This window comes from Paenarthrobacter sp. FR1 (assembly GCF_051106045.1).
Classification (GTDB): Bacteria; Actinomycetota; Actinomycetes; order Actinomycetales; family Micrococcaceae; genus Arthrobacter; species Arthrobacter nitroguajacolicus_A.
Genome location: NZ_JBPFSF010000006.1, coordinates 135,134 through 152,285, shown reverse-complemented (window position 1 = coordinate 152,285; position 17,152 = coordinate 135,134). Strand labels below are relative to the sequence as shown.

Below are 17,152 nucleotides of genomic sequence, written 5' to 3'. Positions count from 1 at the left end.
AAGCAAATATTCCTTTTTTAATTCCGTCCCGTGAGGCGGGGAAAGGGGAGACGAGCGATGACTGAAGTCACTTCAGCGCACGTGCCGTCGCGGGTTGTCCTCAACCAGGCGGACATTGATCGTGCGCTCACTCGTATCGCCCACGAGATCCTCGAAGCCAACAAAGGCTCCCAGGACCTGGTCCTGTTGGGCATTCCCAGCCGCGGCTATCCTTTGGCCGTCAGGCTTGCTGCCAAAATCGCGGCAGCGGACTCCACGGTCAACGCCGAGACGATCGTTGGCCAGCTGGATGTCACCATGTTCCGTGACGACCTCTCCCACCAGCCCACTCGGCCCCCACGCCACACCCGGCTCCCTTTGACCGGAATCGACAATAAAGTAGTTGTCCTGATTGACGACGTCCTGTACTCGGGGCGCACCATCCGCGCCGCTTTGGACGCCTTGGTGGACCTTGGCCGTCCCCGGATTGTCCGCCTTGCCGTGCTGGTGGACAGGGGCCACCGCGAGCTTCCCATCCGCGCAGACCACGTGGGCAAGAACCTGCCTACGTCATCCTCGGAAAAGGTTCGCGTCCACCTCGAGGAAATCGATTCGGTCGATGGTGTGCCCGTCAACGAGGTAGTTATCGAGGCAGGCAAGTGAAGCACCTTCTTTCCACTGAGAACCTCAGCGCGGCCGACGCCATCCGTGTCCTGGACACAGCTGAAGAAATGTCGGCCGTCGGTGATCGCGAGGTGAAGAAGCTTCCTGCCCTTCGCGGCCGCACCGTGGTCAACCTCTTCTTCGAAGACTCCACCCGTACGCGGATCTCCTTCGAGGCAGCGGCGAAGCGCCTGTCTGCCGACGTGATCAACTTCGCCGCCAAGGGGTCCTCGGTTTCCAAGGGCGAGTCCCTCAAGGACACTGCACAGACCCTCGCCGCCATGGGTGCGGACGCCGTCGTCATCCGTCACTGGGCCTCCGGTGCTCCGCACCGGCTCGCGGCCACGGACTGGATCGACGCCGCCGTCATCAACGCAGGTGACGGCACGCATGAGCACCCCACCCAGGCACTGCTGGACGCCTTCACCATGCGCCGGCACTGGTCGCAGCTCAACGGAACAGCGTCCACGGGCGCAGACCTGAAGGGCATGCGCGTGGCGATCGCCGGCGATGTCCTGCACTCCCGGGTTGCCCGTTCCAACGTCTGGTTGCTGAAAACGCTGGGTGCCGAGGTCACGTTGGTGGCGCCGCCAACGCTGCTGCCCATCGGCGTCGAACACTGGCCTTGCAAGGTCAGCTACAACCTGGACCAGACGCTGGAAGCGGGCATCGACGCCATGATGATGCTGCGCGTCCAGGGAGAGCGCATGAACGCCTCGTTCTTCCCGTCCACCCGCGAGTACTCGCGGCGTTGGGGCTTCGACGACGCCCGGCTGCGTGCCCTGGATGACCTGGGCATGAAGGACACCATCATCATGCATCCCGGCCCCATGAACCGTGGCCTGGAGATTTCTTCCGCTGCGGCAGACTCGCCCCGGTCCACCGTTCTTGCCCAAGTGCGCAACGGTGTATCGGTCCGCATGGCCGCCCTGTACCTGCTGCTCTCCGGAGACTCCCGCGAAGCAGCCCCCACGAACGCAGCTACACCGGCTTTCGCAAGCCAGTCCAGCAAGGAGAGCAACTGATGGCCGAGAAAACTTACCTGATCCGTGGGGCCGCCGTTCTGGGCGGGGAGGCCGAGGACCTGTTGATCCGCGACGGCGTCATTGCCGCCCGCGGTAAGGACCTCACCGATGAGAACGCCACTGTCATCGATGGCAAGGGCCTGGTAGCCCTGCCGGGCATGGTGGACGTCCACACCCACTTGCGTGAACCCGGCCGCGAGGACGCCGAGACTGTGGAGACCGGCACCCGCGCTGCTGCCCTCGGTGGCTTCACCGCCGTCCACGCCATGGCCAACAGCAACCCTGTCGCGGACACCGCCGGCGTCGTTGAGCAGGTCCACAGCCTGGGCCGTGCGTCCGGCTGGGTGGATGTCCGCCCGGTGGGTGCAGTCACCGTGGGCTTGGCCGGCGAGCAACTCGCAGAGTTGGGCGCCATGGCTGACTCCCGCGCCCAGGTCCGGATGTTCTCCGATGACGGCATCTGCGTGCACGACCCCGTCCTGATGCGCCGCGCGCTGGAATACGTCAAAGCGTTCGACGGTGTGGTGGCCCAGCACGCGCAGGAACCCCGCCTTACGGCCGGGGCACAGATGAACGAAGGCGCCGTTTCCGCGGTCCTCGGACTCACGGGCTGGCCGGCTGTGGCCGAAGAGAGCATCATCGCCCGCGATGTCTTGTTGACCCAGCACGTTGGTTCCCGCCTGCACGTCTGCCACGTCTCCACCGCAGGGTCCGTTGAAATTGTGCGTTGGGCAAAGGCTCGTGGCATCAACGTCACGGCTGAAGTCACCCCGCACCACCTTCTCCTCACGGATGAGTTGGTCCGCAGCTACGATCCGGTGTACAAGGTGAACCCGCCGTTGCGCACGGACGCAGATGTGCAGGCCCTTCGTGACGGTTTGGCGGATGGCACCATCGATGTCGTGGGAACCGACCACGCCCCGCACCCCAGCGAACACAAGGAATGCGAATGGGCGCAGGCGGCCATGGGCATGACCGGCCTGGAAACGGCTCTCTCCGTGGTTCAGGAAACCATGATCGAAACCGGCCTCATGACATGGGCGGACTTCGCCAGGGTCACCTCCTTCACTCCCGCGGTCATTGGCCGAGTCGCTGACCAAGGCCGTCCGCTGGAGGTTGGCGAGCCCGCCAACGTCATCTTGGTGGACCCGGCTGCACGTTGGACCGTTGACCCTCATAAAATGGCAACCATGGGCCGCAATTCACCGTTCAAGGGCAAAGAACTGCCCGGATCCGTGGTGGCTACCTTCTTCAAGGGCCACCCCACGGTCCTCGACGGCAAGCTCAACACGCCGTACAGGTACCCGGCAGTCAGCAGCAACTAATGGACAACCAAACTCTTACCGTGTTGATCACGGTGCCGTTGATCATCGTCGTCCTGGCGATGATCTGGCTGGGGTGGCGTAACCGGCTCAGGCGACAAGCCGACGTCGAACGCCTTCCCGAGGTGCCCGAGCAGCTGACGCCGGCCACTGTCGTGGCGGAAGGCCAGTACGTGGCCACCACTACGGCCGGTGACTGGCTGGACCGGATCGCGGTCCATGGCCTGGGCATCCGGACCACCGCGGAACTGAGCATCCACGCTGAAGGCGTGTTGTTCGACCGCTCCGGTGCCGGCCCGGTGTTCGTCCCTCGCTCCGCTTTGGTGGACAGTCGTGAAGCAAACGGCATGGCAGGCAAGTTCGTTGAGAAAGACGGGCTCCTGGTCATCAGCTGGAAGCTGGGCGCCCGGGAAGTCGACACCGGCTTCCGATCCAGGCATGCAGCAGACAAACAGCTCCTCCTCGATGCCCTCCAAGAATTGATCTCCGCAGCCCCTCAGGCAGATGCCGATAGTGGAAAGTAATAAAGTGACGGATAGTAAAGCAGCCACCACACCCACCCCCTCAGCAGCAGTGCTGGTGCTCGAAGACGGCCGCATGTTCCGCGGCCGCAGCTACGGAGCCCAGGGCACGGCGCTCGGTGAAGCAGTCTTCGCCACCGGCATGACCGGCTACCAGGAGACCATCACCGACCCCTCCTACGCCCGCCAGCTGGTAGTCCAAACGGCGCCGCACATCGGCAACACCGGCGTCAACAGCGATGACGCTGAATCCCGGCGCATCTGGGTGGCCGGATACATTGTGCGCGACGCCGCCCGCCGACCCTCCAACTGGCGTTCCGAGCGCAGCCTCGATGACGAACTCGTTGACCAGGGAATCGTTGGCATCCAAGGCGTGGACACCCGTGCCATCACCCGACACCTCCGCGAACACAAGACCATGCGCGCAGGCATCTTCTCCGGCGAGGCCGCACAGGCTACCGACAAGGAACTGCTGGACGCGGTACTGGCCAGCGCCCCCATGGAAGGTGCAGCCCTCGCAGAGGAAGTCTCCATCGACGAGACCTACATCGTGGAGCCGAAGGATCACGGCTGGGAAGGTGAGCCGCGCTTCTCCATCGCTGCCGTAGACCTCGGCATCAAGGCAATGACTCCGGTGCGCTTCGCCGAGCGAGGTGTACGCGTGCACGTCCTGCCCGCAACGTCCACCCTTGACGACGTCAACGCGGTCAACCCGGATGGCTTCTTCATGTCCAACGGACCTGGCGACCCTGCTACGGCAGACCACCAGGTGTCGCTTCTGCGTTCGGTGCTGGACGAGAAGCTCCCGTACTTCGGCATCTGCTTCGGCAACCAGATCCTGGGCCGCGCCCTTGGCTTCGGCACGTACAAGCTCCGCTACGGCCACCGCGGCATCAACCAGCCCGTCATGGACCGTCGCACGGGCAAGGTTGAAATCACCTCGCAGAACCACGGCTTCGCGGTGGACGCGCCGCTGAACGGCGCCACAGTGGCACCGGAAGAGCGCTACGGCCGCGTGGAAGTCAGCCACGTGTCGTTGAACGACGACGTCGTTGAAGGACTCGCCTGCCTCGACATCCCGGCGTTCTCGGTCCAGTACCACCCCGAAGCTGCGGCCGGCCCGCACGATGCCGCGTACCTCTTCGATCGCTTCATCGACCTCATGGCCGATACCAAGTCCAAGGCCACAGACGCCAACTCCACCGATTCCAAGACTGAGGACAAGAAGTAATGCCCAAGCGTACAGATCTCAAGAGCGTCCTCGTCATCGGTTCCGGCCCCATCGTCATCGGCCAAGCGGCTGAGTTCGACTACTCCGGTACCCAGGCACTCCGGGTCCTCAAGGAGGAGGGCCTGCGCGTCATCCTTGTGAACTCCAACCCGGCCACCATCATGACGGACCCCGAGTTCGCCGATGCCACCTACGTTGAGCCCATCACGCCGGAGGTGGTGGAGAAGATCATCGCCAAGGAGCGTCCGGACGCCATCCTGCCCACCCTGGGCGGCCAGACTGCCTTGAACACCGCCATCGCGCTGGACAAGAACGGTGTGCTGGAGAAGTACAACGTGGAACTCATTGGCGCGAATATTGCCGCCATCGAGCTGGGCGAAGACCGCGAGAAGTTCAAGGGCGTCGTGGAGCGCTGTGGTGCGGAATCTGCCCGCAGCCACATCATCCACACCATGGAAGAGGCCTTCGCCGCTGCCGAGGACCTGGGTTACCCGATGGTGGTTCGCCCGTCCTTCACCATGGGTGGCCTGGGTTCCGGCCTGGCCTACAACGAGGACGACCTCCGCCGCATTGTTGGCCAGGGACTCCAGTACAGCCCCACCACCGAGGTCCTGCTCGAAGAGAGCATCCTCGGCTGGAAGGAATACGAGCTGGAGATGATGCGCGACAAGAACGACAACGTCGTTGTTGTCTGTTCCATCGAGAACTTCGATCCCGTGGGCGTCCACACCGGTGACTCCATCACGGTTGCTCCGGCGCTGACCCTTACCGACCGCGAATACCAGAAGCTGCGCGACGTCTCCATTGCCGTCATTCGCGAGGTGGGCGTGGACACCGGTGGCTGCAACATCCAGTTCGCCATCGACCCCGCCACGGGCCGTGTGGTGGTCATCGAGATGAACCCGCGTGTTTCCCGCTCTTCGGCCCTTGCCTCCAAGGCAACGGGTTTTGCCATCGCCAAGATCGCCACCAAGCTCTCCTTGGGGTACACCTTGGACGAGATTCCGAACGACATCACGCAGAAGACGCCGGCGTCCTTCGAGCCGACCCTCGACTACGTCGTGGTCAAGGTTCCGCGCTTCGCGTTCGAGAAGTTCCCGGCAGCGGACAACACGCTGACCACCACCATGAAGTCCGTAGGCGAAGCCATGGCCATGGGCCGCAACTTCACCGAAGCCCTGCAGAAGGCCCTGCGCTCCCTGGAGCAGAAGGGTTCGCAGCTGGACTTCAGCTCCGTGCCGGAATACGAAGTCGCCGAACTCATCGAGAAGGCCAAGCGTCCCACCACAGACCGCCTGCACCAGGTACAGCGGGCCCTCCTGGGTGGCGCCACCGTGGAAGACCTCTTCGAGGCCACCAAGATCGATCCCTGGTTCCTGGACCAGCTGCAGTTGCTCAACGAGACCGCCCAGGAGATCCGCAAGGCCGGCGTGCTCACCGAGGAAATGCTGCGCAACGCCAAGCGCCACGGCTTCTCCGACGAGCAGATCGGTGCCTTGACCCACAACAACGAGGCCGTCGTCCGCGGGGTTCGCCAGGCCCTGGGCATCCGCCCGGTCTACAAGACCGTTGACACCTGCGCCGCAGAGTTCGCGGCCTACACGCCGTACCACTACTCCTCCTACGACGAGGAAGACGAAGTAGGCCTGCACTCCAAGCCCTCCGTGATCATCCTCGGCTCGGGCCCCAACCGCATCGGCCAGGGCATCGAGTTCGACTACTCCTGCGTCCACGCCTCCATGGCGCTGCGCAAGGCCGGCTATGAGACCGTCATGGTCAACTGCAACCCCGAGACCGTCTCCACGGACTACGACGTCTCCACGCGCCTGTACTTCGAGCCGCTGACCCTCGAAGATGTCCTCGAGGTCATTGCGGCCGAGGAGCGCACGGGCGGCGTCATGGGCGTCTTCGTACAGCTCGGTGGGCAAACTCCGCTGAAGCTGGCACAGCAGCTCGCCGACGCCGGTGTTCCCATCCTGGGGACCTCGCCGGAAGCGATCGACCTTGCCGAACACCGCGGCGCCTTTGCCCGCGTCCTGGATGAAGCCGGCCTGACCTCCCCGAAGAACGGCACCGCCGTTTCCTTCGAGGACGCCAAGAAGATCGCCGACGAAATCGGCTATCCGGTGCTGGTCCGCCCGTCCTACGTCCTGGGCGGCCGCGGCATGGAGATTGTCTACGACGAAGCCAACCTCTCCCGCTACATTGCCAATGCCACGGAAATCACCCCGGACCACCCGGTGCTGATCGACCGCTTCCTCGAAGACGCGGTGGAGATCGACGTGGACGCGCTCTTCGACGGCACGGACATGTACCTCGGCGGCATCATGGAGCACATCGAAGAAGCCGGTATCCACTCCGGTGACTCTGCCTGCGTCCTGCCTCCGATCACCCTGGGCAACAACGTCATCGAGCGCGTGCGTACCGCTACCCGGGCGATCGCCGAGGGTGTAGGCGTTCGCGGGCTTATCAACATCCAGTTCGCGCTGGCTTCCGATGTCCTGTATGTCCTCGAAGCCAACCCGCGTGCCTCCCGCACGGTGCCGTTCGTCTCCAAGGCCACGGGCGTGCAGATGGCCAAGGCCGCTGCCCTCATCGGTACCGGCGTTACCATCAACCAGCTCCGCAGCGCCTACAAGATGCTGCCGGAGACCGGTGACGGTTCCACGCTGCCTTTGGACGCCCCGGTTGCCGTGAAGGAAGCCGTCCTGCCGTTCAGCCGCTTCCGTACGCCGGAAGGCAAGGTGGTCGACTCCCTGCTCGGCCCGGAAATGCGTTCTACCGGTGAAGTGATGGGTATCGACAAGCATTTCGATACCGCCTTCGCCAAGAGCCAGGCAGCCGCCAACAACGCATTGCCCACCGAGGGCAAGATCTTCGTTTCCGTGGCCAACCGCGACAAGCGTTCGGTGATCATGGGTGTCAAGCGGCTCTCGGATCTCGGCTTTGAGATCGTTTCCACCGGTGGCACCGCCGATGTCCTGCGCCGCAACGGCATCCAGGCGACGCCGGTCCGCAAGGTGGCCGAGGGCAGCAGCGCCGAAGGCGAAGGGACCATTGCGGACCTCGTCATCGCCGGCGAGATCGACATGGTCTTCAATACGCCTTCCGGCGGTGAAGCCCGCAGCGACGGATACGAACTCCGTGCTGCAGCAACGTCCATCGGCATTCCCTGCATCACTACGGTCGCGGAGTTCAACGCCGCAGTTCAGGCGATTGAAGCCCTGCGCACCTATGAGTGGTCGGTGACCAGCCTGCAGGAGCACGCAGCCAACCTGGCGGCCGCAGTGGAAGCCGCACATGCCTGAGTCCACAGCAACGCAGCAAGCGCCCCGGCCGGCCCGGGAGTCTTTCGGCTCCCGGCTGGCTGCCGCCATGGCCTCCCGCGGTCCGCTGTGCGTTGGGATTGACCCGCATCCGCAGTTGTTGGCGGACTGGGGGTTGAACGACGACGTCGCAGGGCTGGAGCGCTTCTCGCTGACAGTCGTGGAGGCCGTAGCTTCGCTCGCTGCCGCGGTGAAACCTCAAGTGGCGCTTTACGAGCGCCACGGCTCGGCCGGCATGGCCGTGCTGGAGCGGACACTGGCCGCGTCTGCGGAGGCCGGGGTCCTCAGTATCGCGGATGCCAAGCGCGGCGACATCGGCTCCACCATGGCTGCCTACGCTGACGCCTGGCTCCGCGATGGGTCGTCCTTGGCTGCGGACTCTGTAACCCTGAGCCCTTATCTCGGCTTTGAGTCGCTTCGCCCGGCGTTGGATCTGGCAGCCCAGTATGGCAGGGGAGTGTTCGTACTGGCGCTGACGTCCAACCCTGAAGGAAAATCGGTCCAGCACGTTGGGGGAAGCGATTCCGTCGCGCGCCGGATCGTTGCCGCAGCTGCCGGTGAAAACCAGCGATATGAAGGTGCCCTGGGTTCTGTTGGCTTGGTCGTGGGCGCCACCATTGGTTCGGCGCTGGAGGATCTGGACATCGATCTTGGTCCCGTGCGCGGAGCCATCCTGGCCCCGGGACTCGGTGCCCAGGGCGCTACGCCGGCAGATCTCCGAGCGACCTTCGGCGAGGCGTATCCCAGCGTCTTGGCCACTTCCAGCCGTGGGATCCTTGCCGCTGGTCCTGCCGTTGCAGCGCTGCGTGGCGCCACTGAGGAGACTCTTGATGGGCTTCGCTCGGAGTAAGTTGCCAACCCTCATTGCGCAACCGCGCCCCTGCCGGTAGGTTCAGGATCAGTCCGCGTGATCTGGATCACAATCTCGATCTGACAGGGGTTTGGCAGTGGGCCTTAAAGAGCTGACACCGCAAGAGCGTTCCGATGCGCTGGAAAAGGCTGCCAAGGCGAGGGCAGTGCGTGCCGCCGCCAAGGAACGGCTCAAGCGCGGCGAAGTCAGCATTGCGGAGCTGATCTCGTCAGGTGCCTCTGATGAGGCAATCGCACGCATGCGGGTAGTGGAATTGCTGGAGGCTTTGCCGGGCATTGGCCCCGTCAGGGCGGCCGGGATCATGGCGGAAATTGGCATAGCCGGATCCCGGCGCATCCGGGGGTTGGGAATCCATCAGGCCCGGGCGCTGGTAGATTTTATGGATACCCAGCAACGCGTTTGACGCATCTCCCCGAAGGAATCCGTGAGCAAGAATCCTGGACTGACCGTCCTTGCAGGCCCCACTGCCGTTGGCAAGGGAACCGTATCTACGTACATCAGGGACAACTATCCAGAAGTTTGGCTCTCGGTTTCCGCCACCACGCGGGCGGCACGGCCCGGCGAAAAGGACGGGGTTCACTACTTCTTCAAGTCGGCTGAAGAGTTCGACGCGCTGGTTGCGGACGGCGAATTGCTGGAGTGGGCCGTGGTCCACGGCCAGAACCGCTATGGCACTCTTCGCAGCACCGTTAACGCGGCCATCGCCGATGGCAAGTCAGTCTTGTTGGAGATCGATCTCCAGGGCGCGCGACAGGTCAAGGCCGCCGTCCCGGAGGCGAACTTCGTGTTCCTGGCCCCGCCCAGCTGGGACGAAATGGTCCGTCGCCTGGTAGGCCGCGGCACAGAAACTCCCGAGGAACAGCAGCGCAGGCTGGAAACCGCTAAACTGGAACTTGCTGCTGAACCGGAGTTTGACCACACCGTCATTAATGACGACGTTCGCCGGGCAGCGGACGAGCTTGTTTCACTCATGGGGCTTACCCCGCACGAGCGCTAAAGCGCTTGCATTTGTTGGCCCGCTAGAATTTGGAGAATTCGTGTCCACGAACCTTGAAGGCATCATCAACCCGCCGATCGATTCGCTGCTTGAGGCTGCCGATTCCAAGTACGGCCTGGTGATCTTCGGCGCCAAGCGTGCCCGCCAGATCAATGCCTACTACGCCCAGCTTCACGAGGGCCTGTTTGAGTACGTTGGACCGCTGGTTGACACCAAGCTGAACGAGAAGTCGCTCTCGATCGCCCTCCGCGAGATCAACGAAGGCCTTTTGGTTTCCACGCCGATCGAGCCCGCAGAATAAAACTGACTGCCTGTTGACGGAGGTCACGTGCGCATAGTCCTCGGAGTCGGGGGAGGGATCGCAGCCTACAAGGTTGCATCGCTCCTCCGGCTTTTTACTGAAGCCGGTCACAAGGTGACGGTCATCCCCACAGAAGCGGCTACCCGATTCGTCGGGATCGCCACGTGGGAGGCCCTCTCCGGCAACCCGGTGAGCAACAGCGTCTTCGACGACGTCGAGAAGGTCAACCACGTCCGTTTGGGGCATGAGGCTGATCTGATCGTCGTTGCTCCCGCCACGGCAGACCTCCTGGCCAAGGCAGCCACAGGGCAGGCGGGCGACCTCCTCACCAACACACTTCTCATGGCGCACGGCCCGGTGCTTTTCGCTCCGGCGATGCACACGGAAATGTGGCAGCACGCCGCCACGCAGGCCAATGTCGAGACGTTGCGCAGCCGCGGGGTGACGGTACTTGAGCCGGCCTCGGGTCGCCTGACGGGTGCCGACTCGGGTCCCGGCCGCCTGCCGGAACCCGAAGCCATCTTCGCCGCTGCCATGGCCTTGGCCGAGGCTGCCGCAGGTGGCGAGGAGAAGGCATTGCCTGCCGCACACACGTCCCTGGCCGGACGTATCGTGACCATTTCAGCTGGCGGTACCAGGGAAGCCCTCGATCCCGTCCGCTTCCTCGGTAATCGTTCCTCGGGCAAGCAAGGTGCCGCTCTGGCTGCGGCCGCTTTGGCCGCCGGAGCAACGGTCCGCTTCCTGGCCGCGCATATGGACGTCCAGCCGCCGGCCGGCGTCGAACTTGTCCGCGTTGAATCGGCCCTGGAACTGCGCGAGGCAGCGCTGAAAGCGGCCGTGGATTCGGACGTCGTCATCATGGCTGCCGCCGTTGCCGATTTCCGTCCGGCAGAAGTCTCGGATACCAAGATCAAGAAGGTGGACGGCGAGGACGCCCCGTTAGTGCGCCTGGTCCGGAATCCGGACATCCTGCATGAGCTTGTCGAGCGGCGCAACGCCCAAGGCAGCCAACAGCTGATTGTCGGCTTCGCGGCCGAAACGGGTGATGCCCAGGGCGATGTCCTTGAGCACGCTACCGCCAAGCTCAAGCGCAAGGGTTGCGACCTTTTGGTGGTCAATCAGGTGGGGATTGGCCGTGTCTTCGGACAGGACGACAACTCTGTGGTCATCCTGTCCGGCCATGGTGCCGAACCCCAATCGGCCGCTGGTTCCAAGGCTGACGTCGCAGCTGCCGTCGTTGATCGGGTGGGTGCCGAACTCACGCGGGTTTTCCCGGCTTTGTAGCTGAGCCCACACCCGAATTCTTAGCACAGGGACACACGGAAGATGCCGCTGTCCCGCAACCCAGTAAGGTGGTCGAGTGACTTTACCGCTGCACCATGAACACCATGGCACCCCGTCCAAGCTCCGGCTCTTCACCTCCGAGTCGGTCACTGAAGGGCACCCGGACAAGATCTGCGACCAAATCAGCGACGCCATCCTTGATGCGCTGCTGGCTGCGGACCCTGAATCCCGCGTCGCCGTCGAGACCATGGCCACCACCGGCCTGGTCCATGTGGCGGGTGAGGTCACCACCGACGCTTATGTAGAAATTCCGCAGATTGTCCGCGAGACCATCCTGGGCATCGGTTATGACTCGTCCGCCAACGGCTTCGACGGCGCCCGTTGTGGCGTCTCCGTGTCCATCGGCCAGCAGTCCAATGACATTGCGGGTGGAGTCTTCAACTCCTTGGAAGCCCGTGAAGGCCGCCAGGCAGACGACTACGACCTCCAGGGCGCGGGCGACCAGGGCATCATGTTCGGTTACGCCAGCGATGAGACGGCGTCGTACATGCCCACCCCCATCTGGCTTGCCCATCGGTTGTCGGAGCGGCTCACCGAAGTCCGCAAGAACGGCGAGTTGGCGTACCTCCGCCCGGACGGCAAGACACAGGTCACGGTGGGGTACGACGGCGACCGGCCGGTATCCGTTGAAACGGTGGTCATCTCCAGCCAGCACGCAGAAGAGGCAAGCCTTGAGCAGCTTCGTGCGGACCTCGCCAGCTACGTGATCGATCCCGTGTTGTCGGCCTCCAACCTGGACATCGCCCGCACGGCGAATATCCTGAACCCTGCCGGCGCCTTCGTCATTGGTGGCCCGGTAGGCGACGCCGGGCTCACCGGCCGCAAGATCATTGTGGACACATACGGAGGATTCTCCCGTCACGGTGGCGGCGCTTTCTCCGGCAAGGATCCGTCCAAGGTAGACCGTTCGGCTGCCTACGCCATGCGCTGGGTCGCCAAGAACGTGGTGGCTGCGGGGCTCGCAAAGCGCGCAGAGATCCAGATTGCCTACGCCATTGGCCAGGCCCGCCCCGTCGGAACGTACGTGGAGACTTTCGGTACGGAAACGGTTGACCCCGCCCGCATCAGCGAAGCCATCGACGAGCTTTTCGACCTTCGTCCGCGTGCCATCATCGACGCACTGGACCTCAAGCGGCCCATCTACACCAAGACGGCGGCGCACGGTCACTTCGGTCGCGACGAACCCGACTTCACGTGGGAGCGCTTGGACCGGGTGGCTGACCTGAAGGAATACTTCAACGCCTGATATTTCCGAGCTTTGGCAGGCTCCAGCACGTGGTTACTACTTTGTCGGTGCCCCATGATTGGCTTGAGCCAGAGAGATGCCCGCAGCGGGTCAATCCCGCTGCGGGCATTCTTTATTGAAGTGCTCAGTTGTTGAAGTGCGCAGTTGTTGAAGTGCGCAGATAATACCTAGCGGTGAGTTGGAGGTTTAAGCATGGCAGGACACGAGACCCAGCCTTCATTGCTTCAACCCTCGCTGCTGCAAGGCTTTCCGGAACGTTTGCCCGTCAACGGACCACCGCTGGCGGAAGACAAACCCGTTGCCCGCGTGGTGCTGGAGTCGTCCGTTCCCCACTTGGACAGGCCCTTTGACTACAGCGTTCCCGCCGAACTCGCTGAGGCAGCGGCTCCCGGCGTCCGGGTTAAGGTCAAGTTCAACGGCCAGGAGCTGAACGGTTTCATCACCGAGCGGCTCGCTGAGTCGGATTCAGCCCACCCGCTGACGGCTTTGCACAAAGTGGTGTCCCCGGTTGCTGTCCTGACTCCTGCCATCTCGGAGTTGGCCGGCACGGTCGCTGCCCGGTACGCCGGTACGCTCAGCGATGTTCTTCGGACGGCTGTTCCTCCCCGGGTTGCCAAAGTGGAGAAGGAACTATTGGCCGGTGATGTCACTGCCGACGTGGGGGACTTGAAGCCGTTCACTGATGGCCAGGCTTGGGCGGCGTACTCCAACGGTGCGTCCTATCTGCAGCACCTTGCCAGTGGCGGTTCGCCCAAGGCCGTCCTCACGGCCCTTCAAGGTTTCGGCCCTGGGGGTTGGCCTGCCCTCGTCGCTTCAGCTGTTGCCACCGTCCGGTCCTCTGGACGCGGCGCGGTGGTGGTGGTGCCTGATTATCGAGACCTCGAGCAGCTGGAAGCGGCACTGGCCAAAGTCCTGCCGCTTTCCGACGTTGCCCGGCTCACTGCGGACGATGGCCCGACTCCGCGCTACAGGAACTTCCTGCGGCTTTTGAGCGGTGCCGCCGGAGTGGCTATTGGCACTCGCTCAGCCGCCTACGCGCCCGTCAAGGATCTTGGCCTGGTGGTGTGCTGGGATGATGGCGACGACCTCCACATTGAGCAACGCGCGCCCTACGCGCACGCCCGTGAGGTATTGCTGCTCCGCTCCGAACAGCAGAATGCCGCGTGCCTGATGGCTTCCCATAGCCGCAGCACCGAACTACAACGTCTCGTTGAAATGCAGTGGGCGGCGCCCATAGAAGCGCCGCGTCCCACTGTCCGCTCAACTGTGCCCCGTGTCCTCAACACGGCCGACAGCTTTGAACAGGAACGGGACCCCCTGGCCCGTATAGCCCGGTTGCCTGGTGCGGCCTGGCGGGCAGCCAAGGACGGCCTGGAACGCGGCCCGGTCCTGGTGCAGGTGGCCCGGGCCGGATATGCGCCCTCCTTGGTCTGTGAGTCATGCCGTGAATTGGCCCGTTGCAACGCCTGCCAAGGACCGTTGGCCGTCTCCAGCAGCTCGGCCATGCCGGCTTGCCGCTGGTGCTCCACGCCGGCTCCGCAATGGCGTTGCAGCCACTGCAGCGGCACCAGGCTTCGCAGGGGAGCTGCGGGAGTCATGCGGACCGCGGAAGAACTCGGACGGGCCTTCCCGGGCAAGACGGTAGTGACCTCTTCCGGTGAGCACATCAAAGCCATGGTGCCTGATGTTCCTGCCCTGGTGGTGGCCACGGTCGGAGCAGAGCCTGTGGCGCCCAATGGCTACGCTGCGGCTTTGCTGTTGGACGGCAATTCACTTCTGCGGCGGGAGAACCTGCGGGCCGGGGAGGACACTGTACGCCGCTGGTTCAACGCTGCTTCCCTCGTCAAGTCCGCCAGGGACGGCGGCCTCGTGGTGATCACTGCGGACGATACCGCCGCTACGGGAGCACTGCTGCGGTGGGACGCCCCTGGCTACGCATCGCGGGAGCTGGCTTTGCGGAAGGAACTGCAGCTGCCCCCAGCGGTCCGGGTGGCATCCGTGACCGGCTCGAGAGCCGACGTCGCGCTGTTCGCTGAAGCGTTCGAGGCCGGCTCGTCGCTGGCGTCCGGCACGAAACTCCGCAGTGCGGGGCCGGCTCCCGTGCAGCTGTACACGTCCGCCTCGGCCGTCGGCGAGGCGGACGCCGATGTCAGGACGCTTTACTTCATTCCCTATGCCGACGCCGCCGAGACCACTCGTGCCATGCGGGCTGTGAAGGCCGCGAGTGCTGCCAAACGCACGTCAGGGCCGGTGCAGCTACGCCTCGACGGCGTGGATGTCCTCTAGTCCGGCGCTACGGCTTCCTCCGACGCAAGGCGACGACTTCCTCAGCCGCAGCAAGAAGCTGCCGTGCAGACTCGTCCCAGTTGAACTCTGACGCGCGTTCCACTGACCTGCGGGAGCGCTGCTGCCACAGGGTGTCATCGCCGAGCGCTGTCACAGCAGCCGCGAATTCCGTGTGTGACTCCGGGTCCACGTAACTGACGGAGTCTCCGCCCACTTCACGGAAGATTGGGATGTCGCTGGCAATCACAGGGGTCCCCAGTGCCATGGCCTCCACCAGCGGCAGCCCGTACCCTTCTGCACGGGAAAGGCTGATCAGCGCGGTGGCCCTGACCAGGAGTTCGTCGTACTGCGCATCAGTGACGCCGTTGTGGAACTGGACCTTGGCTCCTTCAGGAACCATCGCTTCCAATTCCGTCTTGCGCTGCGGCGTGATCCTGCTGAGCAGATGGAGCGTGTAATCCTGCAGCCCGGCCATGCCCCGGATCATGGTTTCCACGTTCTTGTATGGCATGAACGAACCCATGTAAAGCAGGGTCTTGTCGGCGCCGGCGCCGGGATCACGGGGTGTTTGACCAGGCTGGGGAGCGTTGCCCACTATCCGCACGGGACGTTCGGTCAGCTGGTACTTCGCCATCAAGGCTTCCGTGGTTCGGCTGATGGTGGCCACAATGTCCGCGCGGTTCAACAGGAGCCGTTGCGGCCAGAATGCCTTGTGATAAAGCCGCCACAGCAGGCGCACGGGAGCGGGCAGGAAGCCCGGAGGCGTCGGGTGTTCGTAGTAAATGAGGTCGTGGAGAGTGAGGATCAGACCGTACCGGCGTCCGAGGGTACCCATGGTCTGCATCGGACACACCACCACGTCGGCACCAAGGGGGTTGACCTTGCGGGCCACGAACAGCTCCAGTGGGGACAGCGGGCTGTTGACCAACACGTACGGGACGTCCGGGAGCAGGGCAAGCTGGCGCTTGTCGCTGATCAGCATGGTGACGTCGGCGATCTTGGATGTTGCGGCTATGAGGCTTGAACCGTAGCGGCTGATGCCATCGTGGTGGTCCGTCCTGGTAAAGCGGGCGTCGATGACAATTTTCACGCGGGGTGTTCCTCCAGGAAGGTGCGGATGGCTGCTGCCGCCGGGACCGGCGTTTCGTAGTGGATTAAGTGCCCGACGCCGGGGATGACTTCCAGCGTCGCGTCCGGCAGGCGCTCCATGAGTTTGTGCTGGTTGGGAAGCGTGGCGATCTCATCCTTTTCCCCGGCAATGAGGAGCACGGGAAGGGTCAGTTGTTCGGCGACGTCGGCCACGTTGCCCGAGACTGAGGCTTTGAAGGATTCAAGCAGGCTCTTCCGGTCCGAGAACGCGCTGAAGTAGGCGTCATGCTGGCCGTGGATGAAACGGCGCAGGGCTTTGTCCTTGGTCTTGGCCATGGTGATGCTCATGACCCGGACGATCGCACGGTTTCGGAGGACTGCGAGTCCCACGCGACGGGGAAGTTTGGCGGAGGCCTGGTAATACAGCACGGCAAGTTTGGTCATGATTCCCTTGGGACCTTCCAGAGCCGGGGCGGCAATGGGGTTGATCAGGATCAAGGGGTAGATTGCCCGTGGATGCGCGGCCGCAAAGTGGCTGGTCACGATCGAACCGAAGGAGTGGCCCAGCAGGACGGTCTTGGGACCCAAACCCAGCGCCGCCATGAAGCTGGAGATAAACCGACCGTAGCGTTCAACAGTGTGCTCGTCATCAACGAACGGATCCGAGCTTCCAAAGGCCGGCAGGTCCGGCATGATGATCCGCATTTCCGGAAGCTGGTCCGCCACGCGCAGTAATCCGTGGTGGTCGCCGCGGAAGCCGTGGATGACCAGGATGGTACGGGTTGTTGGGGCGACGTTAACCGGTTCGTACGTCCAATACGCCACGGTGCTGCCGTCCACGTCGATGTCCGCGGCCACAGTCCGCCCCGGCAGGGACTCACTGAAGAATTGATGGGGCGCCTGCGCGCCGTCAGGGGAGTGCGCGGTGTCCACTTTTTCCATACGGCTGTT

15 protein-coding genes are annotated in these 17,152 nt (G+C 63.7%); 13 read left to right on the top strand and 2 right to left on the bottom strand.

The genetic code is table 11. From position 1 onward, the window contains the following. The first annotated feature begins 57 nt into the window (after positions 1-57). The 13 genes from pyrR (at position 58) to ACR30Z_RS13450 (ending at position 15,112) form a co-directional block, all read left to right on the top strand. Positions 58-642, top strand: a complete 585-nt coding sequence (gene pyrR / locus ACR30Z_RS13510) for a bifunctional pyr operon transcriptional regulator/uracil phosphoribosyltransferase PyrR (protein ID WP_434373045.1) — start codon at positions 58-60, stop codon at positions 640-642. Next, positions 639-1,667, top strand: coding sequence for an aspartate carbamoyltransferase catalytic subunit (locus tag ACR30Z_RS13505; RefSeq protein WP_434373044.1), 1,029 nt, complete (start codon positions 639-641; stop codon positions 1,665-1,667). Before pyrR ends, ACR30Z_RS13505 begins: the two co-directional genes overlap by 4 nt. Beyond that, positions 1,667-2,992 (top strand): dihydroorotase, encoded by a 1,326-nt coding sequence (locus ACR30Z_RS13500; protein ID WP_434373042.1) that lies wholly within the window; start codon positions 1,667-1,669, stop codon positions 2,990-2,992. Before ACR30Z_RS13505 ends, ACR30Z_RS13500 begins: the two co-directional genes overlap by 1 nt. Then, positions 2,992-3,513, top strand: a complete 522-nt coding sequence (locus tag ACR30Z_RS13495) for a hypothetical protein (RefSeq protein WP_144648377.1) — start codon at positions 2,992-2,994, stop codon at positions 3,511-3,513. The genes ACR30Z_RS13500 and ACR30Z_RS13495 overlap by 1 nt, the downstream gene beginning before the upstream one ends. Further along, a complete protein-coding gene (carA, locus tag ACR30Z_RS13490; protein ID WP_434373041.1) occupies positions 3,494-4,741 on the top strand; it encodes a glutamine-hydrolyzing carbamoyl-phosphate synthase small subunit in 1,248 nt (415 codons plus the stop codon). Before ACR30Z_RS13495 ends, carA begins: the two co-directional genes overlap by 20 nt. Beyond that, entirely contained in the window at positions 4,741-8,049 is a 3,309-nt protein-coding gene (gene carB, locus ACR30Z_RS13485; protein WP_434373040.1) for a carbamoyl-phosphate synthase large subunit, read from the top strand. The genes carA and carB overlap by 1 nt, the downstream gene beginning before the upstream one ends. Then, positions 8,042-8,917: an orotidine-5'-phosphate decarboxylase gene (gene pyrF / locus ACR30Z_RS13480; RefSeq protein WP_434373039.1), complete on the top strand. Its 876-nt coding sequence runs from the start codon at positions 8,042-8,044 to the stop codon at positions 8,915-8,917. The genes carB and pyrF overlap by 8 nt, the downstream gene beginning before the upstream one ends. Before the next feature lie 97 nt (positions 8,918-9,014). Next, complete coding sequence (gene mihF / locus ACR30Z_RS13475; RefSeq protein ID WP_144648373.1) at positions 9,015-9,341, top strand: integration host factor, actinobacterial type; 327 nt, start codon at positions 9,015-9,017, stop codon at positions 9,339-9,341. A gap of 21 nt (positions 9,342-9,362) precedes the next feature. Beyond that, positions 9,363-9,935 carry a guanylate kinase gene (gene gmk / locus ACR30Z_RS13470; RefSeq protein ID WP_144648372.1) on the top strand — a complete coding sequence of 191 codons (573 nt, stop codon included), beginning with the start codon at positions 9,363-9,365 and terminating at the stop codon, positions 9,933-9,935. 40 nt (positions 9,936-9,975) lie between these two features. Further along, a complete protein-coding gene (gene rpoZ / locus ACR30Z_RS13465) occupies positions 9,976-10,236 on the top strand; it encodes a DNA-directed RNA polymerase subunit omega (RefSeq protein WP_017197559.1) in 261 nt (86 codons plus the stop codon). A 27-nt stretch (positions 10,237-10,263) separates the two neighbouring features. Then, positions 10,264-11,520 carry a bifunctional phosphopantothenoylcysteine decarboxylase/phosphopantothenate--cysteine ligase CoaBC gene (gene coaBC, locus ACR30Z_RS13460; protein ID WP_434373037.1) on the top strand — a complete coding sequence of 419 codons (1,257 nt, stop codon included), beginning with the start codon at positions 10,264-10,266 and terminating at the stop codon, positions 11,518-11,520. Between the two features lie 76 nt (positions 11,521-11,596). Beyond that, a complete protein-coding gene (gene metK / locus ACR30Z_RS13455; protein ID WP_144648370.1) occupies positions 11,597-12,826 on the top strand; it encodes a methionine adenosyltransferase in 1,230 nt (409 codons plus the stop codon). Between the two features lie 192 nt (positions 12,827-13,018). Next, positions 13,019-15,112, top strand: coding sequence for a primosomal protein N' (locus tag ACR30Z_RS13450; RefSeq protein WP_434373035.1), 2,094 nt, complete (start codon positions 13,019-13,021; stop codon positions 15,110-15,112). 7 nt (positions 15,113-15,119) lie between these two features. Here the strand turns inward: ACR30Z_RS13450 and ACR30Z_RS13445 are convergent, their stop codons facing one another. Beyond that, entirely contained in the window at positions 15,120-16,202 is a 1,083-nt protein-coding gene (locus tag ACR30Z_RS13445; protein WP_434373033.1) for a glycosyltransferase family 4 protein, read from the bottom strand. Then, complete coding sequence (locus ACR30Z_RS13440) at positions 16,199-17,143, bottom strand: alpha/beta fold hydrolase (RefSeq protein WP_434373031.1); 945 nt, start codon at positions 17,141-17,143, stop codon at positions 16,199-16,201. Before ACR30Z_RS13440 ends, ACR30Z_RS13445 begins: the two co-directional genes overlap by 4 nt. Positions 17,144-17,152: the final 9 nt, after the last annotated feature.

Excerpts from the sequence above, each read along its gene's own strand:
- pyrR (WP_434373045.1), top strand. The coding sequence starts at position 58 with ATGACTGAAGTCACTTCAGCGCACGTGCCGTCGCGGGTTGTCCTCAAC.
- ACR30Z_RS13500 (WP_434373042.1), top strand. The coding sequence starts at position 1,667 with ATGGCCGAGAAAACTTACCTGATCCGTGGGGCCGCCGTTCTGGGCGGG.
- ACR30Z_RS13495 (WP_144648377.1), top strand. The coding sequence starts at position 2,992 with ATGGACAACCAAACTCTTACCGTGTTGATCACGGTGCCGTTGATCATC.
- carA (WP_434373041.1), top strand. The coding sequence starts at position 3,494 with ATGCCGATAGTGGAAAGTAATAAAGTGACGGATAGTAAAGCAGCCACC.
- carB (WP_434373040.1), top strand. The coding sequence starts at position 4,741 with ATGCCCAAGCGTACAGATCTCAAGAGCGTCCTCGTCATCGGTTCCGGC.
- pyrF (WP_434373039.1), top strand. The coding sequence starts at position 8,042 with ATGCCTGAGTCCACAGCAACGCAGCAAGCGCCCCGGCCGGCCCGGGAG.
- ACR30Z_RS13450 (WP_434373035.1), top strand. The coding sequence starts at position 13,019 with ATGGCAGGACACGAGACCCAGCCTTCATTGCTTCAACCCTCGCTGCTG.
- ACR30Z_RS13440 (WP_434373031.1), bottom strand. The coding sequence starts at position 17,143 with ATGGAAAAAGTGGACACCGCGCACTCCCCTGACGGCGCGCAGGCGCCC.